The sequence below is a fragment of the Pseudomonas trivialis genome, from assembly GCF_001439805.1.
Classification (GTDB): Bacteria; Pseudomonadota; Gammaproteobacteria; order Pseudomonadales; family Pseudomonadaceae; genus Aquipseudomonas; species Aquipseudomonas trivialis.
In genome coordinates this window covers 19,702-45,824 of the sequence record NZ_JYLK01000025.1, presented here as the reverse complement: position 1 = coordinate 45,824, position 26,123 = coordinate 19,702, and the positions used below count along the sequence as shown (strand labels likewise).

At 62.8% G+C, this 26,123-nt stretch carries 20 protein-coding genes; 9 read left to right on the top strand and 11 right to left on the bottom strand.

Annotated elements, in window-relative coordinates:
* On the top strand, window positions 1-116 hold a 116-nt coding region (locus TU79_RS24075; protein WP_143497295.1), incomplete at its 5' end, for a transposase.
* Between the two features lie 24 nt (window positions 117-140).
* Here TU79_RS24075 and uvrA read toward each other — a convergent pair.
* Entirely contained in the window at window positions 141-2,975 is a 2,835-nt protein-coding gene (gene uvrA / locus TU79_RS24070) for an excinuclease ABC subunit UvrA (protein ID WP_057010330.1), read from the bottom strand.
* Window positions 2,976-3,153: 178 nt separating this feature from the next.
* On the opposite strand from uvrA, the gene TU79_RS24065 reads away from it, so the two are divergent.
* The 4 genes from TU79_RS24065 (at window position 3,154) to tam (ending at window position 8,324) form a co-directional block, all read left to right on the top strand.
* Complete coding sequence (locus TU79_RS24065; RefSeq protein ID WP_057010329.1) at window positions 3,154-4,548, top strand: MFS transporter; 1,395 nt, start codon at window positions 3,154-3,156, stop codon at window positions 4,546-4,548.
* Between the two features lie 9 nt (window positions 4,549-4,557).
* Window positions 4,558-5,073, top strand: coding sequence for a single-stranded DNA-binding protein (locus TU79_RS24060; protein WP_003232445.1), 516 nt, complete (start codon window positions 4,558-4,560; stop codon window positions 5,071-5,073).
* Window positions 5,074-5,454: 381 nt separating this feature from the next.
* On the top strand, window positions 5,455-7,479 hold the full coding sequence (locus TU79_RS24055; RefSeq protein ID WP_057010328.1) for a methyl-accepting chemotaxis protein: 2,025 nt from the start codon (window positions 5,455-5,457) through the stop codon (window positions 7,477-7,479).
* An 83-nt stretch (window positions 7,480-7,562) separates the two neighbouring features.
* Window positions 7,563-8,324 carry a trans-aconitate 2-methyltransferase gene (gene tam, locus TU79_RS24050; protein WP_057010327.1) on the top strand — a complete coding sequence of 254 codons (762 nt, stop codon included), beginning with the start codon at window positions 7,563-7,565 and terminating at the stop codon, window positions 8,322-8,324.
* A 15-nt stretch (window positions 8,325-8,339) separates the two neighbouring features.
* On the opposite strand, the gene TU79_RS24045 is transcribed toward tam, so the two are convergent.
* Window positions 8,340-8,903, bottom strand: a complete 564-nt coding sequence (locus TU79_RS24045; protein WP_057010326.1) for a cysteine hydrolase family protein — start codon at window positions 8,901-8,903, stop codon at window positions 8,340-8,342.
* A 261-nt stretch (window positions 8,904-9,164) separates the two neighbouring features.
* Here TU79_RS24045 and TU79_RS24040 point away from each other — a divergent pair, with 261 nt between their 5' ends.
* Together TU79_RS24040 and TU79_RS24035 are read left to right on the top strand one after the other, a co-directional pair.
* Window positions 9,165-10,274 (top strand): DUF3182 family protein, encoded by a 1,110-nt coding sequence (locus tag TU79_RS24040; RefSeq protein WP_057010325.1) that lies wholly within the window; start codon window positions 9,165-9,167, stop codon window positions 10,272-10,274.
* The gene (locus TU79_RS24035) at window positions 10,264-11,019 is read left to right on the top strand and encodes an alpha/beta hydrolase family protein (RefSeq protein ID WP_057010324.1); all 756 of its coding nucleotides are present in this window, start codon (window positions 10,264-10,266) and stop codon (window positions 11,017-11,019) included. Before TU79_RS24040 ends, TU79_RS24035 begins: the two co-directional genes overlap by 11 nt.
* A gap of 95 nt (window positions 11,020-11,114) precedes the next feature.
* Here the strand turns inward: TU79_RS24035 and TU79_RS24030 are convergent, their stop codons facing one another.
* Genes TU79_RS24030 through TU79_RS24015 form a run of 4 tightly spaced genes read right to left on the bottom strand, consistent with a single transcriptional unit; the run spans window position 11,115 to window position 15,019 of the window.
* Window positions 11,115-12,068, bottom strand: a complete 954-nt coding sequence (locus tag TU79_RS24030; protein ID WP_057010323.1) for a lysylphosphatidylglycerol synthase domain-containing protein — start codon at window positions 12,066-12,068, stop codon at window positions 11,115-11,117.
* Window positions 12,061-13,320 carry a cardiolipin synthase ClsB gene (gene clsB / locus TU79_RS24025; RefSeq protein WP_057010322.1) on the bottom strand — a complete coding sequence of 420 codons (1,260 nt, stop codon included), beginning with the start codon at window positions 13,318-13,320 and terminating at the stop codon, window positions 12,061-12,063. The genes TU79_RS24030 and clsB overlap by 8 nt, the downstream gene beginning before the upstream one ends.
* Window positions 13,317-14,096 carry an endonuclease/exonuclease/phosphatase family protein gene (locus TU79_RS24020; RefSeq protein WP_057010321.1) on the bottom strand — a complete coding sequence of 260 codons (780 nt, stop codon included), beginning with the start codon at window positions 14,094-14,096 and terminating at the stop codon, window positions 13,317-13,319. Before TU79_RS24020 ends, clsB begins: the two co-directional genes overlap by 4 nt.
* Window positions 14,093-15,019 carry a DUF72 domain-containing protein gene (locus tag TU79_RS24015; protein ID WP_057010320.1) on the bottom strand — a complete coding sequence of 309 codons (927 nt, stop codon included), beginning with the start codon at window positions 15,017-15,019 and terminating at the stop codon, window positions 14,093-14,095. Before TU79_RS24015 ends, TU79_RS24020 begins: the two co-directional genes overlap by 4 nt.
* Before the next feature lie 188 nt (window positions 15,020-15,207).
* Here TU79_RS24015 and TU79_RS24010 point away from each other — a divergent pair, with 188 nt between their 5' ends.
* Window positions 15,208-17,304 (top strand): mechanosensitive ion channel domain-containing protein, encoded by a 2,097-nt coding sequence (locus TU79_RS24010; protein WP_057010319.1) that lies wholly within the window; start codon window positions 15,208-15,210, stop codon window positions 17,302-17,304.
* Window positions 17,305-17,392: 88 nt separating this feature from the next.
* On the opposite strand, the gene TU79_RS24005 is transcribed toward TU79_RS24010, so the two are convergent.
* Window positions 17,393-21,643, bottom strand: coding sequence for a DEAD/DEAH box helicase (locus TU79_RS24005; RefSeq protein WP_057010318.1), 4,251 nt, complete (start codon window positions 21,641-21,643; stop codon window positions 17,393-17,395).
* A gap of 167 nt (window positions 21,644-21,810) precedes the next feature.
* On the opposite strand from TU79_RS24005, the gene TU79_RS24000 reads away from it, so the two are divergent.
* Complete coding sequence (locus TU79_RS24000; protein ID WP_057010317.1) at window positions 21,811-22,695, top strand: sugar nucleotide-binding protein; 885 nt, start codon at window positions 21,811-21,813, stop codon at window positions 22,693-22,695.
* Between the two features lie 129 nt (window positions 22,696-22,824).
* On the opposite strand, the gene TU79_RS23995 is transcribed toward TU79_RS24000, so the two are convergent.
* From TU79_RS23995 to TU79_RS23980, 4 genes are all read right to left on the bottom strand, one after another.
* Window positions 22,825-23,523 (bottom strand): OmpW/AlkL family protein, encoded by a 699-nt coding sequence (locus tag TU79_RS23995; RefSeq protein ID WP_057010316.1) that lies wholly within the window; start codon window positions 23,521-23,523, stop codon window positions 22,825-22,827.
* Between the two features lie 84 nt (window positions 23,524-23,607).
* The gene (locus tag TU79_RS23990) at window positions 23,608-24,129 is read right to left on the bottom strand and encodes a DUF3299 domain-containing protein (protein ID WP_057010315.1); all 522 of its coding nucleotides are present in this window, start codon (window positions 24,127-24,129) and stop codon (window positions 23,608-23,610) included.
* Window positions 24,130-24,140: 11 nt separating this feature from the next.
* A complete protein-coding gene (locus TU79_RS23985) occupies window positions 24,141-25,406 on the bottom strand; it encodes an ABC transporter permease (protein WP_057010314.1) in 1,266 nt (421 codons plus the stop codon).
* 1 nt (window position 25,407) lies between these two features.
* Window positions 25,408-26,118, bottom strand: coding sequence for an ABC transporter ATP-binding protein (locus TU79_RS23980; protein WP_057010313.1), 711 nt, complete (start codon window positions 26,116-26,118; stop codon window positions 25,408-25,410).
* Window positions 26,119-26,123: the final 5 nt, after the last annotated feature.

The window sequence follows — 26,123 nt, the reverse complement described above, 5'->3', positions numbered from 1 at the left end:
GGCAGTTGGAAGGCATAAACAATCGAATAAAGGTCATCAAGCGGATGGCGTACGGTTACCGGGATAGCGAATTCTTTTTCATGAAGATCAAGAGCGTCTTTCCCGGTAATCCGTGATGAACCTTTTTATTGGCCTGTCTATCAGGCCCGGTCGCGCGCCAGCAGTGGCTTCAAGTAGTAACCGGTGTGTGATTGAGGCATCTCGGAGACTTGCTCCGGCGTACCCACCGCAATGATCTGACCACCCTTGGAGCCGCCTTCCGGCCCCAGGTCCACCAGCCAGTCTGCGGTCTTGATCACATCAAGGTTATGCTCGATCACCACCACCGTGTTGCCGTGATCGCGCAAGCGGTGCAACACATCCAGTAACTGCTGGATATCCGCAAAGTGCAGGCCTGTGGTCGGCTCATCGAGGATATACAGGGTTTTACCCGTGTCGCGCTTGGACAGCTCACGAGACAGCTTCACCCGTTGCGCCTCACCACCGGACAGCGTAGTCGCCGACTGGCCCAGCTTGATATACGACAAACCCACATCCATCAGCGTCTGCAGCTTGCGCGCCAGCGCTGGAACCGCGTCGAAGAACTCCCGCGCTTCTTCGATCGTCATTTCCAGGGTTTCGTGGATATTCTTGCCCTTGTACTTCACCTCAAGGGTTTCGCGGTTATAGCGCTTGCTCTTGCACACATCGCACGGCACGTAAATGTCCGGCAGGAAGTGCATCTCGACCTTGATCAAACCATCGCCCTGGCAAGCCTCGCAGCGACCGCCCTTGACGTTAAACGAGAAGCGCCCAGGCCCATAGCCCCGAGAACGGGATTCCGGCACGCCGGCGAACAATTCGCGAATCGGCGTAAACAATCCGGTATAGGTGGCTGGATTGGAGCGCGGCGTACGGCCAATCGGGCTTTGGTCGATATCGACCACCTTGTCCAGATGCTCCAGGCCCTTGATGCTGTCGTGCGCTGCGGCTTCCAGCGTGGTCGCGCCATTCAGGGCGGTCGCGCTTAACGGAAACAGCGTGTTGTTGATCAGCGTGGACTTGCCCGAGCCGGACACGCCGGTAACGCAGGTGAGCAGGCCCAGCGGGATTTCCAGGTCGACATTGCGCAGGTTGTTACCACGCGCGCCCTTGAGGTGCAGCGCCATCTTCTTGTTACGCGGCGTACGCTTGGCCGGTACCTGGATCTTCACGCGGCCAGACAGGTACTTGCCGGTCAGCGAGTCCGGGTGAGCCATGACTTCGGCAGGTGTGCCTTCGGCGACAATGTGCCCGCCATGCACGCCGGCCCCCGGGCCGATATCGACCACATAGTCCGCCAGACGAATCGCGTCTTCATCGTGCTCGACCACGATCACCGTATTGCCGATATCGCGCAGGTGTTTCAACGTGCCCAGCAGACGGTCGTTGTCGCGCTGGTGCAAGCCAATGGATGGCTCATCAAGGATGTACAGCACGCCGACCAGGCCTGCGCCAATCTGACTGGCCAGGCGAATCCGCTGTGCCTCACCGCCCGACAGCGTATCGGCGCTGCGATCCAGCGACAGGTAATCGAGCCCCACATTGACCAGAAACTGCAGACGCTCGCGAATTTCCTTGAGGATCTTGTCGGCAATTTCTCCACGGCGGCCGGTCAGCTTGAGTCCGCCAAAGTATTCGCAGGCATCACCGATCGGCAGGCCGGTCACCGCCGGCAAGGTCTTTTCACCCACCCATACATGCCGCGCTTCGCGACGCAGGCGAGTGCCACGGCAATCCGGGCACGGCTGAGTGCTGAGGAACTTCGCCAGTTCTTCACGCACGCTCGCCGACTCGGTCTCACGGTAGCGACGTTCCAGGTTCGGTACGATGCCCTCGAACGGGTGCGAGCGCTTGACGATATCGCCTCGGTCGTTGAGGTATTTGAAATCAACGTTCTGCGAACCGCTGCCGGTGAGGATCACCTTCTGCTGCTCCGCCGGCAATTGGTTGAACGGCACTTCCAGGCTGAACTTATAGTGGGATGCCAACGAGCCAAGCATCTGGAAGTAATAGACGTTGCGCCGGTCCCAGCCGCGTATCGCCCCCTCGGCCAGCGTCAGTTCTCCATTGACCAGACGCTTGATGTCGAAGAATTGCTTCACCCCCAGGCCGTCACAGGTTGGGCAGGCGCCGGCCGGGTTGTTGAAGGAAAACAGCTTGGGTTCCAGCTCGCTGATGGCATGGCCGCAGACCGGGCAGGCGAAACGCGCGGAGAAGATGATCTCTTCGCCCGGCTCGTCGTCCATCGGCGCCACCAGGGCGATACCGTCCGCCAGCTTCAGTGCGGTCTCGAAAGACTCTGCCAGGCGCTGCTGCAGGTCGGCGCGCACCTTGAAGCGGTCGACCACCACATCGATGGAGTGCTTTTTCTGCTTGTCGAGCTTCGGCGCTTCGTCCAGCTCATAGAGCTTGCCGTTGATCCGCGCGCGCACGAAACCTTGGGCACGCAGCTCTTCGAACACGGAAAGGTGCTCACCCTTGCGCTCGCGAATCACCGGCGCCAGCAGCATCAGCTTGGCGCCTTCCGGCAGGGCCAGCACCAGGTCGACCATCTGGCTGACGGTTTGAGCTTCCAGCGGAATGTCGTGATCCGGGCAGCGGGGAATACCCACGCGCGCGTACAGCAGTCGCAGGTAGTCGTAGATTTCGGTGATGGTGCCCACGGTGGAGCGCGGGTTGTGGGAGGTCGATTTCTGTTCGATGGAAATCGCCGGCGACAAGCCTTCAATGGTGTCGACGTCGGGTTTTTCCATCATTGACAGGAACTGGCGGGCATAGGCCGACAGCGATTCCACGTAACGACGCTGGCCTTCGGCGTACAGCGTATCGAACGCCAGGGACGATTTGCCCGAGCCGGACAGGCCGGTGATGACGATCAGTTTGTCCCGGGGCAGGGTCAGGTCAATGTTCTTCAGGTTGTGGGTTCTAGCCCCACGAATCAGGATCTTGTCCAAGATGGCCTCGCACGGCGGGCGTAAATAATGCCGGAGTATACGGCTAAAGACTGGATGAATATACACTGTCAAAAGGCCGCTTGCAGCCTTGCATGAAAGCTGCGCGGCAAAGCGCCGCATATACCCTCTCAATCGATGGGACTGGTAGAATCGCCGCCGGTTCACACGAGGTTTTTCCATGCACGATCCCCACAGCGACCGCATGAGTAGCGGCGAGACCCGAGCGGCAAGCGGTCTGGCCCTGGTGTTCGCCTTCCGTATGCTTGGCATGTTTATGGTGTTGCCGGTGCTGGCGACCTATGGAATGGATCTCGCAGGAGCGACCCCCGCACTCATCGGCCTGGCGATTGGCGCCTATGGTCTGACCCAGGCCATTTTTCAGATTCCGTTCGGGATCATCTCCGACCGCATCGGCCGTCGTCCCGTGATCTACCTCGGCCTGATCGTCTTCGCGCTCGGCAGCGTGCTCGCGGCCCAGGCCGATTCGATCTGGGGCGTGATCGCCGGGCGCATCCTGCAGGGCGCCGGCGCGATTTCCGCGGCGGTCATGGCGCTGCTCTCGGACCTGACCCGCGAACAACATCGCACCAAGGCCATGGCCATGATCGGTATGACCATCGGGCTGTCGTTCGCCGTGGCCATGGTGGTCGGCCCGCTGCTGACCCGCGCGTTCGGCCTGCATGGGCTGTTCCTGGCCACCGGTGGCATGGCGCTGATCGGCATTGTCATCGTCGCGTTCATGGTGCCGCGCTCTACCGGCACCTTGCAGCACCGTGAGTCCGGTGTGGCGCGCAAGGCACTGCTGCCGACGCTCAAGCATCCGGACCTGCTGCGCCTGGATTTAGGTATCTTCGTGTTGCACGCCATGCTGATGTGCAGCTTTGTCGCCTTGCCCCTGGCGCTGGTGGAAAAAGCCGGCCTGCCCAAGGAGCAGCACTGGTGGGTCTACCTCACCGCGTTGTTGATTTCATTCTTCGCCATGATCCCGTTCATTATCTATGGCGAGAAGAAACGCAAAATGAAACGAGTTTTGCTCGGCGCCGTCGCGACATTGATGCTCACTGAACTATTCTTCTGGCAGTTCGGCGACAGCCTGCGGGCGCTGGTGAGCGGCACGGTGGTGTTCTTCACCGCGTTCAACCTGCTGGAGGCGTCATTGCCTTCGCTGATCAGCAAGGTTTCACCGGCCGGTGGCAAGGGCACGGCAATGGGGGTGTATTCCACCAGCCAGTTCCTCGGCTCGGCGTTGGGCGGCATCATGGGTGGCTGGATGTTTCAGCATGGCGGTCTGTCGGTTGTGTTCCTCGGATGCGCCGGGCTGGCTGCACTTTGGCTGGCCTTTGCTGTTACCATGCGCGAACCTCCCTACGTCACCAGCCTGCGTTTACCGCTGTCGCCCGAGGCGATGCGCGAAGCCGGTCTGGCAGAGCGCCTGAAGGCCGTCGTTGGAGTAACGGATGCAGTAGTGGTCGCTGAAGAGGCGGCCATTTACATTAAATTGGACACCGAATTATTGGATCGCGCGACGCTCGAGCAACTGGTCAACCCAGTGCCGACAGCGCGCCCAGCCTAGGAGAACGTTATGGCCCGTGGGGTTAACAAAGTCATATTGGTCGGTACATGCGGCCAGGATCCCGAAGTTCGCTACCTGCCTAACGGTAACGCCGTGACCAACCTGAGTCTGGCGACCAGCGAACAGTGGACCGACAAGCAGACCGGTCAGAAGGTCGAGAAAACCGAATGGCACCGCGTGTCGATGTTCGGCAAGGTCGCCGAGATCGCCGGTGAATACCTGCGCAAGGGTTCGCAGGTCTACATCGAAGGCAAACTGCAGACCCGCGAGTGGGAAAAGGACGGTATCAAGCGTTACACCACCGAAATCGTGGTCGACATGCAAGGCACCATGCAACTGCTGGGCGGCCGTCCACAGGGCGACCAACAGGGCCAGGGCGGCATGTCCAACTCGGCACCGCGCCCCCAACAGTCGCGTCCACAGCCAAGCCAGCAGCCACAGCGTGAGTCGCGTCCAGCGCCCCAACAGGCCGCGCCACAGCCGGCTCCGGATTTCGACAGCTTTGATGACGATATTCCGTTCTGACCAACACCCGCGCTACCACCCAGCGCTCAGGCTGATCACCAACGCCCCTGCGGATTGAAAAATCCCAGGGGCGTTTTTCATGGGCGGCTAATAAACAGTCGCAACGCTCGCCCCATCCAGCTCTCCAGTCGTCACACCGGCAGTGATATCAACACGACATCGCTACGCGTGAAGTGCTCCAAAGCTGTACAAAAATAATAAAGTGTACAACTTATCTTAAAGTTCTCAATCTCAACGCCGACACCGTGTATGAAACGATTCGTTACATGCGACGCGTGATTAGCCAAATGTGCCAGACAGAGCCAGGCATTTGAGAGAAGACGGACAATTCTCACCAAAAAACTATCCACAAACTGTCCCAATTCGGGCTGTGAGAACTGAATGAATATCCTTGCTCCTGCCGTACACCTGGCCAGCCGCTTACGCTTTCCCACCAAATTCGGCGTGCTGGCAATCATCGTGCTGATTCCTCTGGTGCTGCTTGGCACGCGTGTCGTCCACCAGATCAACGACAGCCTCGACGTCATTCGCTCCGAACAAGAGGGTCAACGCTATCTGTTGGACGTGACCCCCGTGATGCGCCTGTCGATGTTGCAACGTGCACTCACCAACCGTCTGCTCAGCGGTGACAAGAGCGCTCAGACCGATCTTTCCGCCAACCAGGCAAAGCTGGAAGACGCTTTTTCGAAGCTGGCCGCTACCGACCGACAGTTCAACGCCCAGCTCGAAACCGGTGACCGTGTGCAGCGTCTGCGTGCCGGGGCGCAGCGCTTGATTGAACTGGCCAAGGGCGACGCCAATCAGAGCGCAGTGTTCGACGAATGGAATGACCAGCTCACCGAAACCTTGAATTTCGTCTACTACGTATCGGCCACCTCGGGCATGGTGCTCGATGAAGACTACGCCTCGCTCTTCATGATCGATCAGAGCACCCTGCGGCTGCCGCGTCAGATCAATATCGTCGGCCAACTACGCGGTCTGGCCAGTGGGCTGCATGACGGGCAAGTGTTGAGCGCGGGCGCGCGCGGGGTGATCAGGGCGATGCTAAAAAACGAGTTGATGATCCATAAGGAACTCCAGCAGAGCCTTGACCTTCTGCGTCGTCGCGAACCGGCCCTGGCCGACAGCATTCAGGCACCCATCACCAGCGCCTTCGCAAGCCTGGATGGTTTTCGCGCCGATCTTGACCTGGTGATCGGCTCCACCACCGACACCATCAGCGGCGTGCAAAATCTGCCGGCCAAGGGCAACGCGGTTGTCGCCGAGTTGTACAAGGCACAGGACGCGCTGCAAGACGCACTGCTGAAGACGCTGGAACGCCGTGTCCAGGAAAAAGGCGCAGAGCGCCTGCTCATCCTCGGCATGCTGGCCGGGCTTGGCCTGTTGCTGGTGTACGCCTTCAGCGGCATCTACAGCGCCATGCGTCGCACCCTCAACGATGTGTTGAGCGCCACGCAACTGATTGCCCAGGGCGACCTGAGCACGCGCATTCCGGTACGCGGCAACGACGAAATGGCCGACGTGGGCAACGCCCTGAACGCGATGGTGCAGGCCTTCAGCGTATCGCTGGCGCAGGTTGAGCGCAGTTCGCAATCGGTGTCCGAGGCGGCCACGCGCATGGGAGTGTCCATCGATCTGGCTAAACGCTCGATGAATGTGCAGCAAAGCGAAACCGAGCAAGTCGCCACGGCCATCAATGAGATGACCGCCAGCGTTGCCGATGTGGCGCAGAACACCGAGGGCGCCGCCCATGCGGCGGAGCATGCCAGTCAGTCCTCGATCGCAGGCCTTGCGAAGATGCAGGAAACCCGCGCCACCATCGAAGCCCTGGCCGAAGAAGTGGAACGCAGTGCGCAGAAAGTCTCCGCGCTGGCCCAGCACAGCCAGCAGATCGGCGGGGTCATTGAAGTGATCCGCAACATCGCCGATCAAACCAATCTGCTGGCGTTGAACGCGGCCATCGAGGCTGCCCGTGCCGGCGAGCAGGGCCGTGGCTTTGCGGTGGTGGCGGACGAGGTCCGAACGCTCGCCTCGCGCACGCAGAACTCAACCGAAGAAATCCGCACCATTATCCAGGCGCTGCAACTGGCGACATCCTCGGCCGTGGAGCAGATGAAGTCAGGCAAATTGCGCGCGCAGGCCTGTCTCGAGTCCGCTCAACAAGCCTCGACCAGCCTGGATGCAATCAATGATGGCGTTGATCAGATCGTCGGCATGAACACTCAGATCGCCAGCGCGGCGGTGCAGCAACACGCCGTGTCCGAAGACATCAACCGCAACGTGACCGAAATTCGCAACGGCAGTATCACGTTGATGGAAGGTATCGAAGACAACGCTGCGACGGCGCAGGAGCTGTCGTTGCTGGCGGGGGAGCTGCGTACCGTGGTTTCGCGCTTCAAACTGTAGGGCAGGTCATCCACCCGACAATCACCCCGGCAGTTCTGGCAGACTGACCGGGGTTTTTTATTGGATAAAGAAAGGACACCGCGATGACCTGGTCTGCCAAGCAATACACGCTGTTCGAGCAACAACGTACCCGACCCGTGCGCGACCTGGTCGCGGCCATCCCCAATCGCGCCGTGCACACCGCCGTCGACCTGGGCTGCGGCCCCGGTAACTCAACGCAGGTATTGGCCGAGCGCTATCCACAGGCACAAGTCATCGGCATGGACAGCTCCGAGGACATGTTGCTCGACGCGCGCCAGCGTCTGCCCGCCCTTGACTTCGAACTGGCGGATATCGGCGTCTGGAACCCGGCACGGCAGTTCGATGTGATTCTCGCCAACGCTTCGCTGCAATGGCTGCCCGACCACGCCAGGCTCTACCCGCATCTGGTCAGTCACCTGACGCCGGGCGGCACGCTGGCGGTGCAAACGCCGGATAACCTCGCCGAGCCTGCCCACCAACTGGCCCGCGACGTGGCGGCACAGGGGCCATGGTCGGCCAAGATCGGCGCGGTCAGGCACAATCCACGTCACACCGCGAGCGACTACTACGAGTGGCTGAGCCAGCATTGCAGCACCGTGGATGTGTGGCGCACCACCTACCTGCATCCGCTGGCCGACCACGCGGCGGTGGTGGAATGGTTCAAGGGGTCGGCGTTGCGGCCGTTTCTCGCGCCGTTGAGCGATGACGAAAAGGCCGCGTTCCTGCGGGAATACCACACGCGGATTTCCCAGGCGTACCCGGCCCTGAGTGACGGCACCGTGTTGTTGCCATTTCCGCGCCTGTTCATCATTGCGACTCGCTGATGCTTCACAGGGCGGTCACACGGCCGCCGTCTGCGCCTTCAGGTACTCATCCGCCGACACCACGCTCGCATAACCGAACGCCAGCGCCGCCATGTATGCGTCATGCACCTGCGCCGCCGGAATGACCTTGCCATTGAATTCAAGATCCCGCGTGGCGCAGGCATCGTGTATCACCGTGACCTTGTAGCCCAGGTCCGCCGCCGCGCGTACCACCGCGTCGATGCACATATGGCTCATGCTGCCGACCACCACTACGTCGGTGATGCTGCGTTGCTCCAGCAGGGCGCGAAGATGGGTTTCGCGAAACGCATTCACGAAATGTTTGAGCACTACCGGCTCGCTGCCCTCATTGAGAGCCTTGGCGTGCAATTGCGCGCCTTCCGAGCCTGGGGTGAAAAAGGGCGCATCCTCGGCAGTGAACTCATGGCGCACATGAATCACGGCGTCCCCCGCCTGACGAAACGCCTGCAGCACCTGCGCTGCCTTGTCCGCCGCCGCTTCCACGTCGGCGAGCGGCCATTTGCCCTGGGGGAAGTAGTCGTTCTGGATATCGATCAGGATGAGCGCTTGCTTGGCCATGGGTATTGCCTCGTGATGAGTTGAGCAGCCGGTTATCTTAGCTGGCCCCCTGACCCTGTGCCCACCGGATTAGCGCACCCCGTGTCGCGGTGAGTCGTGCAGAACACCACGGCCTGCACGGGGCGTCGTGCAAAATAAAACAGGCCAAATGCTATCGCGCATTCGGCAACTGATTGATTTTAAAACCCGGCGCCTCAACGGCGTCTTGGCCTGATCCCTGCAACCTCCTGCTTACATACCTGCAGGAAGCAAGGGGGCCGCATGAGCGCGACTCAACGCAATAAACTGGTGGTCGCTCACTCCACACGAGTAGGCGCGCCGCAGCACGAAGTGGAAACCAACCTTGCACTGGCCCGTTGGCTGGCGCAGATACTGGGCCTCAAGTTCGGCGGCAGTTACGATCCGCAGGCCCATGCCGGGCGCGACCTGTACGTGCTCCCCACGCAGACGCTGGTGGGGGCGGGCCAGGCCCGCGCGCTCAATATCCATGGCCCCGAAGACCTGTGGGGTGGCTATGTCGAGCACGACTTCATCTGCACCAAAGCCATCAGCCATGGCCTGCTCGGGCCCGATGCAACCGCGCCGCAGGGTTGGTCGCCGTTGTTCTGCGAGCTTGTCAGGCCCGTTGTGCTCGATGGCCTCAGTGTATTCGCCGTGCAAGACGCCCGCGCCGCCGCCGAACGCCTGCTCTACAGCGGGCCGATCCGCTTGAAACCGGTGCACGCCTGCGCCGGACGCGGCCAGCAGGTCATTCGCAGCCTGGATGAATTTGACGCGCTGCTCAAACGCGACGGCGCGGAGCAGCTATTCAGCGATGGCGCGGTGCTTGAACAGGACCTGCACGAGGTGATCACCCATAGCGTGGGCCAGAGCTTTATCGGCGACCATGTATTCAGCTACTGCGGCGAGCAATATCTCACGCACGACGCAAACGGTGACGAGGTGTACGGCGGCTCCGACCTGATCGTGGTGCCCGGCGACTACGACGACCTGCTCGCCCTCGGCCTGCCCATCGACGTGCGCGAGGCCATCGAACAGGCCCAGGTTTTCGACAGCGCCGCCGATGAGGCCTACCCTGGTTTCTATGCTTCGCGACGCAACTACGACATCGCCCAGGGCCTGGACAGCGACGGTCAACGCCGCAGTGGCGTGCTCGAACAGTCGTGGCGCATGGGCGGGGCCAGCAGCGCGGAAGTCGCGGCGCTGCAAAGCTTCATCAACCAACCGAGCCTGCAGGCCATTCGCGTGTCATCGGTGGAAACCTACGAGGACCAATCACTCCCGGCAGAGGCCATTGAGGTGTATCGCGGCCCGGCTGAAAACAGCGACTTTCTTCTCAAGTACGTAACGGTTAAATCTTATGACGGCTAGAAGTGAAAGCATTGCAATCGAGATAGACGACGAACACATGAGCGGGACATTTCTCAGTCCCAAATCCAAAGTCCCCGGCGTACTGTTCGTGCATGGCTGGGGCGGCAGTCAGGAACGCGACCTGGAACGCGCCAAAGGCATCGCAGGCCTGGGCTGTGTGTGCCTGACCTTCGATCTGCGCGGCCACGCCGGCGCAGGCATTCCGCTGGCCCGCGTCACCCGCGAAGACAACCTGCGCGACCTGCTGGCGGCCTACGATCGCCTGCTTGCCCACCCGGCCATCGACACCTCGGCTGTGGCGGTGGTGGGCACCAGCTATGGCGGCTACCTGGCGGCGATCCTCACCTCATTGCGCCCGGTGCGCTGGCTGGCGTTGCGCGTGCCAGCGCTGTATCGCGATGAAGAATGGCTCAAACCCAAGCGTGATCTGGACAAGATGGACCTGATGGATTACCGCAGCACCCTGGTGCGGGCCGATACCAACCGCGCCTTGCACGCCTGTTCGGCATTTACGGGCGATGTGCTGATCGTCGAGTCGGAAACCGACGACCACGTGCCCCATGCCACCATCATGAGTTACCGCGCGGCGTGCCAGCAGACCCATTCCCTGACGCACCGCATCATCGATGGCGCCGACCATTCGTTGAGCGACCCGGTGTCTCAGCAGGCGTACACCTCGATCCTGGTGGATTGGATCACCGAGATGGTCGTGGGTGAACGGTTGAGCATCATCCAGGCTCGATAACCGCCATCGGGAGCAAGCCCCCTCTCACATTTGGCATGCATTCAACGTGTGGGAGGGGGCTTGCTCCCGATAGCGGTATATCAATCACTCAATAATCAAGCCGGTGTCTTCTTCACCCGCAACGCCTTGGCCTTTGCCTCCACCCCCAGGTACATCACCAACGCAATCAGCAACGGGCAAATAAAATAAATCGCCCGATAGGCAATCAGCCCCGCCAGCAAACTGCCCCGCGACACTTCATGCTGCAACAGCCCGATAAATACCGCTTCGAGCACCCCAAGCCCGGCCGGGATATGGGTCACCACCCCGGCAATCGCGCTGATCAGCAACACCCCCAGCACCAGCGGGTAATCCAGCTTGGCGGGCAGCAGGGTGAAGATCACCGCCGCCATCAGCGACCAGTTCAACGCGCCCAGCGCCAATTGCAGGCACGCCATGCGCAATGAGGGCAAGTTGATCTCGATACCGCGAATCGACCACGCGCGTTTTTTCGAAAACTGGCAGGCCGCCAGGTAGCCCAGGCTGGCCAGTACCAGCAGCGCGCCAATCCCCTGCAAAGCCGCCGTGCTGACCTTCCACCCCGGCGGCATGGTCACCAGCCCGCTGCTGAACACCACCCCGGCCAGGGCCATGTAGCCGAACCAGTTGGTCGCCAGGCTCAGCCCGAGGATCTTGGCGATATTGCCGGTGCTCACCCCCAGCCGCGAATAAAGCCGATATCGCATGGCGATCCCACCCACCCACGCACTCAGGTTCAGGTTGAACGCGTAACTGATAAAACCCACCGGCAAGATCTGCTTCCAGCGCAATGGCTGGCCGATGTAGGTGCGGCCAATCAGGTCGAAGCACGCGTACACCAGGAAACTGCACAGGGTCAGCCCGGCTGCGATCAGCAGCGTGCGCAATTTGAAATCGCCCAGGGTCTGGATCACTTCGCTCCAGTCGATCCGTCGCGCGAGCATCGTGAACAGCACAATCAGCAGCAGGAAGAAGGCGATGGTCAGCGGCTTCTTCCAGCGCTTGAAGCGTGAGCCGGTGTTCTCAGTCATGGGCCTGGCTCTCGAAAGGTTTCAAGCGGGGTTTGTGCGCCGGCAGCCAGCCGGTCAGCGCCGGGAAGTGGCGCATTACATGGAACACCAAGAAGCCGACGGTCAAGCGCCACAGCCACAGGCGCGGCTTGTGCTTTGGCGGGATGACCTGGCAGTGGTTCTTGCTGAGGGTTTCCAGGCTGTCGTACAGCTGCTGATTGAACGCGCGGTCGCGAATCAGCACGTTGGCCTCCAGGTTCAGCGCCAGGCTCAACGGGTCGAGGTTGCTCGACCCCACCGTGCTCCAGTCGTCGTCCACCAGCGCCACCTTGCCGTGCAGCGGGCGTTGGCAGTATTCGTGGATCACCACGCCGTCCTTGAGCAGGTAGTCGTAGAGCATGCGCGCCGCCAGTTTGGCCAGCAGCACATCGGGCTGGCCCTGCATGATCAACTGCACCTGCACGCCGCGCCGTGCCGCATTGCGAATTTCGCGCAGCAAACGGTAACCGGGGAAGAAATACGCGTTGGCGATCACCGCGCGTTTTTTCGCCTTGCTCAGGGCGTAGATATACGCTTCTTCGATGTCGTCGCGATGCTGCAGGTTGTCGCGATAGATCAGGCGAACCAAGCCCTCACCGCTGTCGGTGGCCCATGGCGACGGTCTTTGTTGGCGACGACGCCAACCACGCCGCGTGCGCACCTGACGACCGCTTTGCGCCAGGGCAAAGTGATGCAGATCGGCCACCGCCGGGCCGGTCACCTGCACCGAATAATCCTGCTTGGCCTCGGGGCCGAAGTCGCCCAGGTGGTCGGCCGAAAAATTGATCCCGCCAATAAACGCGACCTCGGCGTCCACCACCACAATCTTGCGGTGCAGGCGGCGAAACCAGTTGGTGCGAATGCCCAGGGTCTTGGACGCCGGGTCGAACATCTGCACCATCACCCCCGCGTCCGCCAGTGCTGCAAGAAACGCCGCGCTCAGCTCGCCACAGCCGAAGCCATCCAGGCTGACCACCACTTTTACGCCACGTTGGGCCGCCTCGATCAGAATGCCTTGCAGCTCATGGCCGACCTTGTCTTCGAACAGAATAAACGTCTCCAGCAGGATCTCCCGCTGCGCCGCGCGCATGGCATCGAAGACCCTGGGGAAGTACGCCTCGCCGTTCTCCAGCAACTCCACCTGGTTGCCGCTCTGCCAGCCGTAATCCAGGTCGCGGGCCTTGGCCTCATCCGGCGGCTGATCGGTCGCGATATGCTCCACCGCAATATTCATAGCTCAATCTCCACCGACAGCGGCACATGGTCTGACAGATGGGACCAGGGCCGGGTATTCAGCACGCGCGGGTTATGCACCGTCACGTTGCGCACGTAGATGCGGTCCAGCGCCAGCAACGGCAAGCGTGCAGGAAAGGTGCGCGCGTGTTTGCCCGTGGCCTGCATGAACACTTCCTGCAGGCCGCTCTGGCTGAGGTCGGCACGCTGGCGCCAGTCATTGAAATCACCGGCGACCACCAGCGGCGCGTCGGCGGGAATCTCGCTGATGCGTTGTTCGAGCAGGCGCAGTTGCTGCTGGCGATGCACTTCGCGCAGGCCCAGGTGCATGCAGATCGCATGCACTTCCTGGCCGCTGCCGGGCAGGCGCAACACGCAATGCAGCAGGCCACGGTTTTCGTGGCCGCTCTGGGAAATGTCGAGGTTCTCGTAGTGCATGATCTGGAATTTCGACAGCAGCGCATTGCCATGGTCGCCATGGGGGTAAACCGCGTTGCGGCCATAGGCGAATTGCGGCCAGATGCTGTCGGCGAGGAATTCGTACTGCGGCATGTTCGGCCAGTCGCTGTAGCGTTGGGGGTGCTGCTCGTGGGTGCCGTGGATTTCCTGCAAAAACACCATGTCGGCGCCGACACTGCGCACCGCTTCGCGCAGCTCGGGCAGGATGAAACGCCGGTTCAAGGCAGTGAAGCCCTTGTGGATATTCACCGTGAGCACGGTGAGACGAGCCACGGCGATGTCTGGCGCAACCACCGGAATGGGTTCTGGATGGGTCATGCCAGCACCCCGGGTTCAGGCAGCTGTCCGGGCGCGGTGGCCAGATGCTGGTCCAGGCCGAAACGCTGCAGCAACTGACGTGCGTCGAAAGGCGCGCGCACCTTGATGTCATTGTCAAAGAAACAGAACACATCGCGCTGCTTGCGGGCGCGGGGTTTATGCTGCGGGTCGACCAAGTGTGCATCCTCCGGTTGTTTGCCATGGGCCCACCGCTCAATGCGGTCGCCCCAGCGTTCGAGGGCTTCAGGGGTGTAGCCGCTGGCGTACAGTTGTTTGTCGCCGTGCAGGCGCAGGTACATGAAGGGGGCGGTGACGTCTTCGATATACGGCCACTTGCCGGCGGTATCGGCCACCACCAGCGCGACGCCATATTGTTCGAGCATCTTTACGAACGCCGGCACGGCGAAGCTTTTATGACGAATTTCCACGGCGTGACGCAGGGCTCTTTTGCCATGGGCCTGCATGCTCGCCTTGCCGTTCAGGCGGGGCTCATGCTGGCGGGCGAGGGCGGCGGCCTGTTGCGTATCGCCGGGCAGTTGCTGCAAAAAGGCTTCGAACAGCGCCGCATCGAATTTAAAGCTGGGCGGGAATTGCCACAGGATCGGCCCCAGTTTCTCCTTCAATTCCAGCACGCCGGATGCAAAGAAATTCGCCAGCGGCGCATGCACATCCTTGAGCCGCAGAATGTGCGTGATATAGCGCGGCGCCTTGACGCTGAACATGAAACCCTCGGGTGTATCGGCGTACCACTCGGCGTAGCGCTTGGGCGTTTGCAGTGCGTAGAACGAGCCGTTGATTTCGATGCTGTTGACGGCCCGTGACGCAAACTGCAACTCGCGTTTCTGGGTCAGCCCCTCGGGATAAAAGTCCCCGCGCCAGGGCGTATAGCGCCAGCCGGATATGCCGATATGAATCGCCGCCATGGTTGGGTCCGTAGGAGAGAGTGCGTGGTTGGATGACTGTGATTTTTGTCGGAAAGTTTCCCGATTCCTACAAACGGCATGCTTCCAATGCAATAGGCCCAGTGTGGGAGGGGGCGTGCTCCCACAGGGAACGATCAGGCCCCAAACCCGTCAGTTCCTTACAGACCCTTTCCCAGGAGCCCGGTGTTTTGCTGAATCTAAAGACTGCATGGCTACTCGGCGCGCTGCTGTTTTGTGGCAGCGACGCACTCCAGGCGGCGGCGACCGCACCCGCACCCGCTACCGCCCCCGAAGCCGAGGCCAAGCCGGAGCTGCTGGTGGAAGGCGGACTGCTCGGCGCAATCAGCTCCAGCATCGATAACGTGCAGCAGAAGCTCGACCTCAATCAGAACTTCATCGACGAATGGCGCCTGCGCGCCGACCGCGCCGCCAACGAAGTCGGGCGCCTGGTCAATCAGACGTCCGCGCGTTCACCGTGGAGCGTGGCCGGGGACTTCCTGTTGTTGTCCGGCGTGTGGATCGGCGCCTTTACCCTGTTGACGCTGCTGGGCCGGGTGATTGTGCGACGCCTGGGCCAGCGCGCGTTTTTCGAACGGCGCGGGCGGCTGCTCGACGTGCTGGGTTACGTGGTGCCCTACACGATCCCGGCCCTGATCTGCCTGCCGCTCACCCTGTACGTCAGCCATTTTCTCGCCACCTCCGTAGGCCGCGCGCTGGCGCTATGCCTTGCCTACGCCACCAGTAGCGGCATCTTTTCCACCTCGATGCTGTTGTGCGTCATCGTCATGTTCAACGTGGGCCACAAGCGCCCGGCAGTGCAGATCATTTGCGACTACTGCCCCAAGCCGCTGTTCCTGATCGGCTTTCTCGCCGCCCTCAGCGACGCCTTGACCAGCCCGCAGATCGCCCGCCAGTTGGGCGGCAATATCACCAGCAGCATCGCGGTGTTCACCGGGCTGTTCGCCACGGTGATCTTCGGCGTGCTGGTGGTGCGCCTGCGCCGGCCTGTTGCCCACTTGATCCGCAATCGGTCGTTGGCCCAGCGCCTCAAACACCCGGCGTTGCAGCAATCGCTGCGTATCTTCTCGGGACTGTGGTACTGGCCGATCCTGCTGATGGTGCTGGTCTCGGCGATCAACCTGATCGGTGCCGGCGACGATAATCAGAAGGCGCTGCGCTGTGCGCTGTTCACCACGATCCTGCTGATCGGCACGGTGTTTCTCAGCACGGTGCTGCAACACCTGTTCAAGTCGCGCAGCCAGGTGGCGATCCAGCGCAGCAGCGCCTACAAGGAGCGCTTCCTCAGTTTGCTGCACGCGATCCTGCGCATCGCGATGGCCGTGGCGTTTATCGAAGTGCTTGGGCGCATCTGGGGCGTGTCGCTGTTCGAGTTCGCCGAGCGCAACTCCATCGGGCGCGCCATCAGCGACTCGCTGAGCAGCATCGGCCTGATCCTGCTGATGACCTGGCTGTTCTGGGTGGTGCTCGACACGGCGATTCAGGAAGCGCTCAAGCCGCCAGTCAACAAACGCTCCAGTCGCCAGCCCAGCACGCGGATCAAGACCATCCTGCCGCTGCTGCGCAATGCGGTGAAGATCATCCTCGTGGTGATTTGCGCGATCACCACCATGGCCAACCTGGGCATCAACGTTGCGCCGCTGCTGGCCGGTGCCGGGGTGGTCGGCCTGGCTATCGGTTTTGGCTCCCAGCAACTGGTGCAGGACGTGATCACGGGCCTGTTCATCATCATCGAAGACACCCTGTCGATCGGCGATTGGGTGGTGCTCGACTCCGGCCACGCCGGCACCGTCGAAGGCCTGACCATCCGCACCCTGCGCCTGCGCGACGGCAAAGGCTTTGTGCATTCGGTGCCGTTCGGGCAGATCAAGGCGGTCACCAACCAGTCACGGCAGTTTGCCTACGCGTTCTTCTCGGTGCAGTTCACCTACGACACCGATGTGGACAAGGCCGTGGAGCTGATCCAGGAAGCGGGGCAATCGATCCGCGACGACGGGTTCCTCAAGTACAACCTGCAGGGGCCGCTGGAAGTGTTCGGCGTCGACAAAATGGACCTCAACGGCGTAGTGCTCACCGCGCAGTTCCGCACCGTGTCGGGCGGGCAATATGCGGTCAGCCGCGCGTTTAACCAGCGGTTGAAAAAGCTTGTGGATAACTGTGATGAGGTGCATTTCGCGCAGACTTATCCACAGCAGGTGCTGTTGCCCAAGCGGGTGGGGCAGGCTGAAGAAGTGGTGGAGATTACCGAGCAGCCGCGTAGCCAGTGAGGATGCTATCGGGAGCAAGCCCCTTCCCACATTTGAATGGGTTCACACCCAGTCCAGTGTGGGAGGGGGCTTGCTCCCGATGAGGCCCTCAAGACCGCCCAAGCAACTTCTCCTGCACCGCCCGCTGATCCACCTCAACCAGCACCTGCTGCTTGCCGCCGACCATAACCGCCGCCGGCAACCCATCGCGGTACACAATCCGATTGCCGCTCACCGCCGGCACCTTGCTGCCGGGTAACAGCGTGCCCACCAGGTTCAGCGGGTCCGCTCCACACACCGCCACCAGGCTCCCGTCGTGCGCGCGCCGCCGTACCTCGCGCAGCAGGGGAATCGCCTCGGGCAACGCAAACTGCTCCCCCGCCAAGCCGCTCACAAACCGCCCGCCGCGAATCTCCCCGCGCGCTTCCAGGCGGTGGAAGGTGCGCAGCAACTCGCGCCAGCTCGGCAACCAGTCCGCCTCGCGCTCGAGCAGGCGCCAGAACACCACGCCGTAGCGGCGCAGCAGGGTCATCGCCACATGCTCAAGTGTCTCTGCCGAATGCGCGCCGGCGGCGCCGGGTGGGCGGCGGATCAAGGCCCAACGTCCGGCATCGTCCATGCCGCCGATAAACGCACCGCGCCCGCGCCGGCTGCTGCGCGCCTGACGCTTGCTGGCGGGCGTGGTCAGGGCACGCAGCCCGGCAAAGCTGTCGGCATTCACCAGGCCCGCGCCCACCAGCTCCTGCAGCGCTGTTTCCAGCTCGCTGCGCAGCAGATGGGCCTCGTGCACCAGCTCATCAAAAAACAGCGCGCCGTGCTCGCGCAGGGCCAGATGGACCTTTTGTGCCTTGGGCGACAGCGCGGTGCTGTCGACGGGGTCGGTCAGCCCGCTCCACAGTCCCACCTGGCTGCGCGGCAACAGCACCACCGGCGTGCTGCGCAGCGCCATGGCGCCGGCCTTGTCGCTCAGGTGCATCCACACCAGCTTGCCGCTGCGGCACAGCTCATCGAGCCAGTTGGAGGCATAGTCCTTGATGCGCGCACTGAGCAGGTCGCTGTCCCAGGCCGACGTGGCGGCCGCAAAACCTTCGAACTGGCCGACGATCTGCGGCAACACCGCGCTGCCCTGGCCACGAGTGGCGTCGGACACGTGCTGCCAGTCGAACAGAAAACGCATGAAATCCTGCAGCGCCACTGGCTCGATTTCGCGGCGCAGGCGCTTGACCGTGTAGCGGTGAATTCGCGCCAGCAGGTGCCGTTCGCACCATTGCTCTGCGCTGGCGCCGGGGCTGAAGTGCCCGCGCAGCACATAGCCTTCCTGCTCCAGCCGCGCCAGTGCCTGGATCACGGCGGCCACCGGCAACCCGATGGGCGCGGCAATCTCGTTCACCGTCAGCGGACCAAAGCCACCGAGGCGCGCACGCAGCACGTCGAGCACCGCGTCCTCGAAGGTCCAGGGCTCATCGAAGCCGGCCAATAACGGCAAGTCGTGGGGATAAATCGCCTGCCAGCAGCTCAGGCGTTCGACGGCAACCCACAGCCCGTTGGGCAACTGATACGCGCGCCCCGCCTTGGCCAGCGCTTGCAGCCACTGCGCCCATGGCGGCGTGACCTCGCTTTCGGCGATGCACGCCAGGCTCATCAGCGCTTCATGCATTTCGTCCGGGCCATGGGGCGTTGGCCAGGCCTCCTCGCGCACGCCAGCAATGGCCTCGGCATCCAGGGCGCCAAGGTCGTCGGTGCTTTGCGGGTCGCTCCAGCGCCGGTTGAGCACGGCCTGGGTGCGGCGCTCTTCCAGCGGCGCATCATCAAGAAAGGTGTAGGGCCGCGCGCTGAGTATTTCGGCGGCCATGGGCGAGGGCGCCGGCAGGTCGCGGCTGATCAGGCGCACCTCGCCGCGTTCCATGCGCCGCAGCAGGGCCAGCCAGGCGTCGCTGTCCATGGCTTCGTGCAGGCAGTCGTCGAGGGTCTGTTCCACCAGCGGGTGTTCGGGCACTTCACGTTCGCCGGCGAGGTTTTCCAGGCAGGCGATCTGGTCGGGAAACACGCTGGCGATCAGGTCTTCGCTTTTCATGCGCTGGATCTGCGGCGCCACCTTGCGCCCGCCGGTAAAGCGCGGCAAGGCCAGCGCCACCCCGGCATTCCAGCGCCAGCGCACGCCGAACAGCGGCGCGTCCAGCACGGCCTGGATCAGAATGTGTTCGGCGCTGTGGCTGTTGAGGTAACGCCACACCTCATCCAGCTCAAAACTGTGGCTGGTGGACAGCGACAGCACAATCGCGTTTTCACTGGCCGCCGCCTGCAGCTCGAAATTGAACGTGCGGCAGAAACGCTTGCGCAACGCCAGGCCCCAGGCGCGATTCAGACGGCTGCCGAACGGCGTGTGAATGATCAACTGGGTGCCGCCGGACGCGTCGAAAAACCGCTCCATGATCAGCGTGTCCTGGGACGGCAATGCGCTCAGCGCCAGGCGCGCGCGGGCCAGGTAATCGAGGATTTGCTCGGCGCTGGCGCGGTTCAGGCCCAGGGTGTCGGTGAGCCAGTCCTGCGCCGGTTGCAGGTCGCCGGGGCTGGCGCCGAGCAGGCGGTCCAACTGGCCCTGCAAGCGTGCCACGGCGGCGGACAGCTCGTTGCTGCGCCCGGGCATTTCGCCGAGCCAGAACGGAATGGTTGGCGGCTGGCCATGGGCATCCTCGACCCGCACCTTGCCGGCTTCGACGCGCAGGATGCGGTAGGAGGTGTTGCCCAGCTGGAAGATGTCCCCGGCGATGCTTTCCACCGCAAAGTCTTCGTTGACGCTGCCGATGTTCAGGCTCCGGGGTTCGAGCAAAACGCTGTAGTCGGCGTTGTCCGGGATGGTGCCGCCGCTGGTCACGGCAGTCAGCCGGGCGCCCCGGCGGCCGCGCAGGGTGCGGGTCAGGGCGTCGCGGTGCAGGTAAGCGCTGCGGATGCCCTGGCGCCCGTTGTAGCCCTCGGCGAGCATCTGCAACAGCGCCTGGTAGTGGCGCTCATCCAGCGCGGCGTAGGGCGCGGCGCGGTGGATCAGTGCCAGCAGGTCTTGTTCGGGCCATTCGCGGGCGCTGACTTCGGCAATGATCTGCTGGGCCAGCACGTCCAGCGGCGCGACCGGGATGTGCAGGGTGTCCAGTTCGCCACGGCGCACGCAGTCGAGCAGGGCGGCGCATTCGATCAGGTCGTCGCGGGTGGTGGCGAACAGGCGCCCCTTGGGTGTGCCGCCGACCTGATGGCCGGAGCGTCCAACTCGTTGAAGAAAACCGTTGATGGAGCCGGGCGAGCCGATCTGGCACACGAGGTCCACCTCGCCGATATCGATCCCCAGCTCCAACGACGCGGTGGCGATCAGCACTTGCAACGCGCCGGCCTTGAGCTGTTGCTCGGCGTCCAGGCGCAACTCCTTGGCGAGGCTGCCGTGGTGCGCGGCCACGGCGGTCTTGCCCAGGCGCTCGCTGAGATGGCGGGCCAGGCGTTCGGCCAGGCGCCGGGTGTTGACGAAAATCAGCGTGGTGCGGTGTTCGCGGGCCAGTGTCGCGAGGCGGTCGTACACCCGCTCCCACACGTCATTGGCCATGACCGCCGACAGCGGCACCGGCGGCACTTCGATGCCCAGGTCGCGCGGGCGGGCATGGCCGATATCGACAATGGCGCACTCGCGCGCGCTGCCCACCAGAAACCGCGACACCGCCTCGATGGGTTTTTGCGTGGCCGACAAGCCGATGCGCGTCAGCGGCTCGGCGCACAGGCCTTGCAGGCGCTCCAGGCTCAGCGCCAGGTGGCTGCCGCGCTTGCCGGCGGCGATGGCGTGGATTTCGTCGACGATGACCGTGCGCGTGCTGGCGAGCATCTGCCTGCCGGAGTCCGAGCCGAGCAGCACATACAGCGACTCCGGGGTGGTCACCAGGATGTGCGGCGCGCGTTTGCGCATCAACGCGCGATCTTTTTGCGGGGTGTCACCGGTGCGCACGGCGGTGCGGATTTCCAGCGGCGCCAGGCCCTGGCTCAGCAGTTGCGCGCTGATCCCGGCCAGCGGGGTTTGCAGGTTGATCTGGATGTCGTTGGACAGTGCCTTGAGCGGCGACACGTACACCACCTGCGTCGCGTCCGGCAGCTGGCCGCCGTTGGCCAGGCCCTGTTGGACCAGGTCGTCGAGCACCGCGAGGAAGGCCGTGAGGGTCTTGCCCGAGCCGGTCGGCGCGGCGATCAGCGTCGAGCGCCGCTGGCGGATCAGCGGCCATGCCTGGGCCTGGGCGCCGGTGACCGCGGGGAAGGTGCTGCGAAACCAGGCGCTGACGGCGGGGTGGAAACCGTCCAATGCCCTGTCCGTTGATTCAGGAAGGTTCATGCAATGATTGATGCCACCGGCTCCAACAAGTTGCAAAGGCTTACTTTATCCGTGACGGTTGCGCTACAAACCCGCAAAATGCAACGATTCCGGCTACACACCACGGTATGGCATACACGTCTGCCGACACTAACCATCGTTCCAAACAGACTGGGCCTGCACAATCTATGCGAATGCGCCTTATGTTACTGGGCGGCGGGAATGCCCTCGGGCAGGCGCTGATTCGCCTCGGTGCAGAGGAAGACATCGGGTTCCTCGCCCCCAAACCGCCCCAAGACGGCTGGGATGCCGCGAGCCTCACCCAATTGCTCGACGACACCCGTCCCGACGCATTGATCAACCTCGCCTACTATTTCGACTGGTTCCAGGCCGAGGTCGTCAGCGACACCCGCCTGGCTTCTCAGGAATACGCCATCGAGCGCCTGGCCGAACTGTGCCAGCACCACAGCATCACCTTGCTGCAACCGTCCAGCTACCGCGTATTCGATGGCTCGCGTGCCACCGCCTACAGCGAAAAGGACGATCCGGTGCCATTGGGCCTGCGCGGCCAGGCGTTGTGGCGCATCGAGCAAAGCGTGCGCGCCACCTGCCCGCAACATGTGCTGCTGCGGTTTGGCTGGTTGCTGGATGACAGCGCCGACGGCACCCTCGGGCGCTTTCTGGCCCAGGCCGAAAAGCCCGGCGAATTGCCGATGGCCGATGACCGACGCGGCAACCCGACGCCGGTGGACGATGCCGCGCGGGTGATCATCTCGGTGCTCAAGCAACTCGATTGCGCAGCGCCTTTGTGGGGCACGTACCACTACGCCGGCCACGAGGCCACCACGCCGCTGGCGCTGGGCCAGGCGATCCTCACCGAAGCGCGCAACTTCCGCGCGCTGGCCATCGAGTCCCCGACCGCCCAGGCCCACGCGGCCCGGCCGGACGCGGTGGACGAACCGCAACATGCGGTGCTGGCCTGCAAGAAAATCCTCCACACTTTCGGCATCAAGCCCCGGGCATGGCGGGCGGGGTTGCCGGCGTTGCTGGACCGGTTTTACCGGCATACCTGACACAACCCAATGTGGGAGGGTGCTTGCTCCCGATGGCAGCGTCTCAGTCGACAGATTGATTGACTGATTCACCGCTATCGGGAGCAAGCCCCCTCCCACTTTGGTTTTGTGGTGTCTGTGAACGACTGCCTAGAACTTGTAGCCAATCCCCACCATGTACACCATCGGGTCGACATCCACATTGACCTTGGCCCGGGTGCCCTGGCCCAGCGCGTTGTTATCCACCGTCGCCCTGGTGCTGATGTCGATGTAACGCGCCTGGGCGTTGATCATCCATTTATCGTTGATCATGTAGTCGGCGCCGATCTGCGCCGACCAGCCCCAGGAGTTTTCCGCCTTGAAGTTGCTGAAGCCGGCGTTGGAGGCGCGGCTGCCGACGTGCTCGTCGTAGATCCAGGTGTAGTTGATGCCCGCGCCGACGTAGGGTTGGAACGCTGATTTGTTGTCCAGCGGGTAGTACACGATGCTCAGGGTCGGTGGCAGGTGCTTGAGGGTGCCGAGCTTGCCGTTGGCAGCGCCGAGGGCGGTGTTCTTGATTTTTACGTCATGCTCGAATGGCGTGGCCGCGAGCAGTTCGAGGCCGACGTGGTCGGTGAGCATGTAGGCGAAGTTCAGACCCAGCTGGGTATCGCTGCTCATGGTCGCCTTGCCGCCCAGGTTGGCACCGGCCAAGGGGCCTTGATCCACCTTGACGCTGCTGCTGTCGGCCTTCGGATTCACGGTGATCGCACCGGCGCGAATCAGGATGTCGCCCGCTTCGTGAGCCTGGGCGAGCGGGGCGGCGAGTGCCAGCGCGAAGAACGACGCGCCGAGCAGAGACTTGTTCATGGGAGCTCCAAAAGGACGTTAAAAGGTGTACGTCCAATGGTAAAGATCGTACCGCCCGATCTTTTGACTCAGCTCAATGAAAGGTTATTCCTGCAGCTCGTACATGTAGATTTTCTCGGCATCCATCTGGTAACCGGCATCGGCCAGCTCACTGGACGATGGTTTAACCTGCATCGCGCCTTCGATCCAATAGGGCTGGTACAACTCATCCAGCTTCACGCCGACTTCGCTTTTCACATGCACGATCTGGTTCGACGGCGGCGGCGGCACGTGGATGCACGCACCGAAATACGGCACCAGCAGGAACTCGGTGGTGCGGCCTTCTTCGCTGACTTCCAGCGGCACGATATAACCCGGCAGGCGAATGTGCTTGCCGTCCAGGCTCTGCACCACCGGCGCATTGGGCAGATCCTGTTTGGCAGCGGGCGCGGCCTCGACGGACAGCGCATCGGCCATGTTCGACAGGTCGTGCAGCGGTTTCATGTTGGGGATTTCCGGCGGCGCGTCCGGCGGGATCATCTCCTGCCAGGACAAATCCCTGGGCTGATCTTCCGCCCAGACGGGCACGCTTATCAGCAGCAGGAATGCAAACAGGACACGACGCATCAAAGCCTTCCTCATAAACGTATGGACAGGCCATCGGCCAAGGATTGTCGGTAGGCGCGCCAGGCCGGCACGCTGCCCATCAACAGCGCTGCGGCGAGAATACCCGCCAGCAGGGTCCATTCATATTCGCTCGGCCAGGACATCGGCAGGTCCAAACCGTAATTGGCCTGCAGATACCCGCGAGACGCGGCGATGCACACGTACAGCAAGCCGACGCCGGCAATCACTCCGGACAAGGCCAGGGCGAACGCTTCGAAAATCAGCAATGTCGCGATATGCCATGGCCGTGCCCCCACCGAACGCAAAATCGCCATTTCGCGGCGGCGCTCGTTGAGGCTGGTGAGGATTGCCGTGAGCATGCCGATCAGACCGGTCAGCACCACGAACAGCGAGATCACGAACAGCGCCTTTTCGGCGGTGCCCATCATGCTCCACAGCTCTTGCAGTGCCACGCCGGGCAGGATCGCCAGCATCGGCTCGCCACGGAACTCATTGATCTCACGTTGCAGGGCGAAGGTGGAAATCTTGTTGTTCAAGCCCAGCATGAACGCAGTGATCGCCTGCGGCGTGAGGTCCATATTGCGCGCCTGATCGGCGCTGATGCGGCCTTTACCCTGGGCCGGCACGCCGTTGTGCCAGTCGATGTGGATCGCTTCCATGCCGCCCAGGCTGATGTGCAGCGTGCGGTCGACCGGCGTGCCGGTGCGCTTGAGAATGCCGACCACGGTGAAGGGTTTGTCGTCGTGCTTGACCAGGCTGACCACCGCCACGCCGTGGGCCAGCACCAGTTTATCGCCCAGTTTGTAATGCAGTGCGTCAGCCACTTCGGCGCCCAGCACCACTTCGAACGGGTCAGTGGCGAAGGCGCGGCCGCTGGCCAGTTCCAGGTTCTGCTTGCGGCCGTACTGGTAGTGCTCAAAGTAGGACTGATTGGTGCCCATCACGCGGTAGCCGCGATGGGAGTCGCCGAGGGAAATCGGGATCGCCCATTTCACCTGCGGGCTGGCGGCGAAGTGCTCAAAGCTGTCCCAGCGGATGTTGTTGGTGGCGTTGCCGATGCGAAACACCGAGTACAGCAGCAGGTTCACCGAACCCGAGCGGGCGCCGACAATCAGGTCGGTGCCGCTGATGGTGCTGGCAAAGCTGTTGCGCGCCTCGACCCGCACGCGCTCCACGGCCAGCAGCAGGCACACGGAAAGCGCGATGGCGAAGGCGGTGAGCGTCGCGGTGAAGCGGCGGTTAGCCAGGCTGGCCATGGCTAGACGAAACAGATACATCTCAAACCTCTGCGGGCGTGGCGGCGCGATTGAGTTCGGCCAGCGACAGGTTGCGGTCGAACAGCGGTGCCAGGCTCTGGTCGTGGCTGACAAACAGCAGGCTGGCGCCGGCGTCGCGGCATTCGGCGAACAACAGCTGAAGGAACGCCTCGCGGGCGTCGTAGTCCAGGGCCGAGGTGGGTTCGTCGGCGATCACCAGTTCCGGCTGGCCGATCAGCGCCCGGGCGGCGGCCACCCGTTGCTGCTGACCGATGGACAGCGAGTCGGCGCGGCGTTCCAGCAGGTCTTTATCCTTGAGGCCCAGGTGCGCGAGCAGGGCGGCGGCGGCCTTGTCCACACTGCCGTGGCGCTGCCTGGCCCGCTGCGCGCGCACGTTGGAAAAGTGGCAGGGCAGCTCGACGTTCTCGCGCACCGACAAAAACGGCAGCAGGTTGAACTGCTGGAAGATATAGCCGGTGTGGTCGACGCGAAAGCGGTCGCGGGCGCCGGCCGAGAGTTCGGTGAGTTCCTGGCCGAGCAGGCGAATGCTGCCCTGGCTGGGCTTGTGCACACCGCCCAGCAGCCCCAGCAGGGTGGTCTTGCCACTGCCGCTGGGGCCTTTGAGAAACAGGGTTTCGCCGCGTTCCAGGCGGAACGCGGGGATGTCCAGCAACTGCGGGTGCCCGGGCCAGTTGAAGCCCAGGTCAGACAGTTCAATCAAGGCGTGGGTCATGGGCA

Bases quoted from the DNA above. Each gene is read 5' to 3' on its own strand.
- TU79_RS24065 (WP_057010329.1), top strand. From the start codon at position 3,154: ATGCACGATCCCCACAGCGACCGCATGAGTAGCGGCGAGACCCGAGCG.
- TU79_RS24060 (WP_003232445.1), top strand. From the start codon at position 4,558: ATGGCCCGTGGGGTTAACAAAGTCATATTGGTCGGTACATGCGGCCAG.
- TU79_RS24055 (WP_057010328.1), top strand. From the start codon at position 5,455: ATGAATATCCTTGCTCCTGCCGTACACCTGGCCAGCCGCTTACGCTTT.
- tam (WP_057010327.1), top strand. From the start codon at position 7,563: ATGACCTGGTCTGCCAAGCAATACACGCTGTTCGAGCAACAACGTACC.
- TU79_RS24045 (WP_057010326.1), bottom strand. From the start codon at position 8,903: ATGGCCAAGCAAGCGCTCATCCTGATCGATATCCAGAACGACTACTTC.
- TU79_RS24040 (WP_057010325.1), top strand. From the start codon at position 9,165: ATGAGCGCGACTCAACGCAATAAACTGGTGGTCGCTCACTCCACACGA.
- TU79_RS24035 (WP_057010324.1), top strand. From the start codon at position 10,264: ATGACGGCTAGAAGTGAAAGCATTGCAATCGAGATAGACGACGAACAC.
- TU79_RS24030 (WP_057010323.1), bottom strand. From the start codon at position 12,068: ATGACTGAGAACACCGGCTCACGCTTCAAGCGCTGGAAGAAGCCGCTG.
- clsB (WP_057010322.1), bottom strand. From the start codon at position 13,320: ATGAATATTGCGGTGGAGCATATCGCGACCGATCAGCCGCCGGATGAG.
- TU79_RS24020 (WP_057010321.1), bottom strand. From the start codon at position 14,096: ATGACCCATCCAGAACCCATTCCGGTGGTTGCGCCAGACATCGCCGTG.
- TU79_RS24015 (WP_057010320.1), bottom strand. From the start codon at position 15,019: ATGGCGGCGATTCATATCGGCATATCCGGCTGGCGCTATACGCCCTGG.
- TU79_RS24005 (WP_057010318.1), bottom strand. From the start codon at position 21,643: ATGAACCTTCCTGAATCAACGGACAGGGCATTGGACGGTTTCCACCCC.
- TU79_RS24000 (WP_057010317.1), top strand. From the start codon at position 21,811: ATGCGAATGCGCCTTATGTTACTGGGCGGCGGGAATGCCCTCGGGCAG.
- TU79_RS23995 (WP_057010316.1), bottom strand. From the start codon at position 23,523: ATGAACAAGTCTCTGCTCGGCGCGTCGTTCTTCGCGCTGGCACTCGCC.
- TU79_RS23990 (WP_057010315.1), bottom strand. From the start codon at position 24,129: ATGCGTCGTGTCCTGTTTGCATTCCTGCTGCTGATAAGCGTGCCCGTC.
- TU79_RS23985 (WP_057010314.1), bottom strand. From the start codon at position 25,406: ATGTATCTGTTTCGTCTAGCCATGGCCAGCCTGGCTAACCGCCGCTTC.
- TU79_RS23980 (WP_057010313.1), bottom strand. From the start codon at position 26,118: ATGACCCACGCCTTGATTGAACTGTCTGACCTGGGCTTCAACTGGCCC.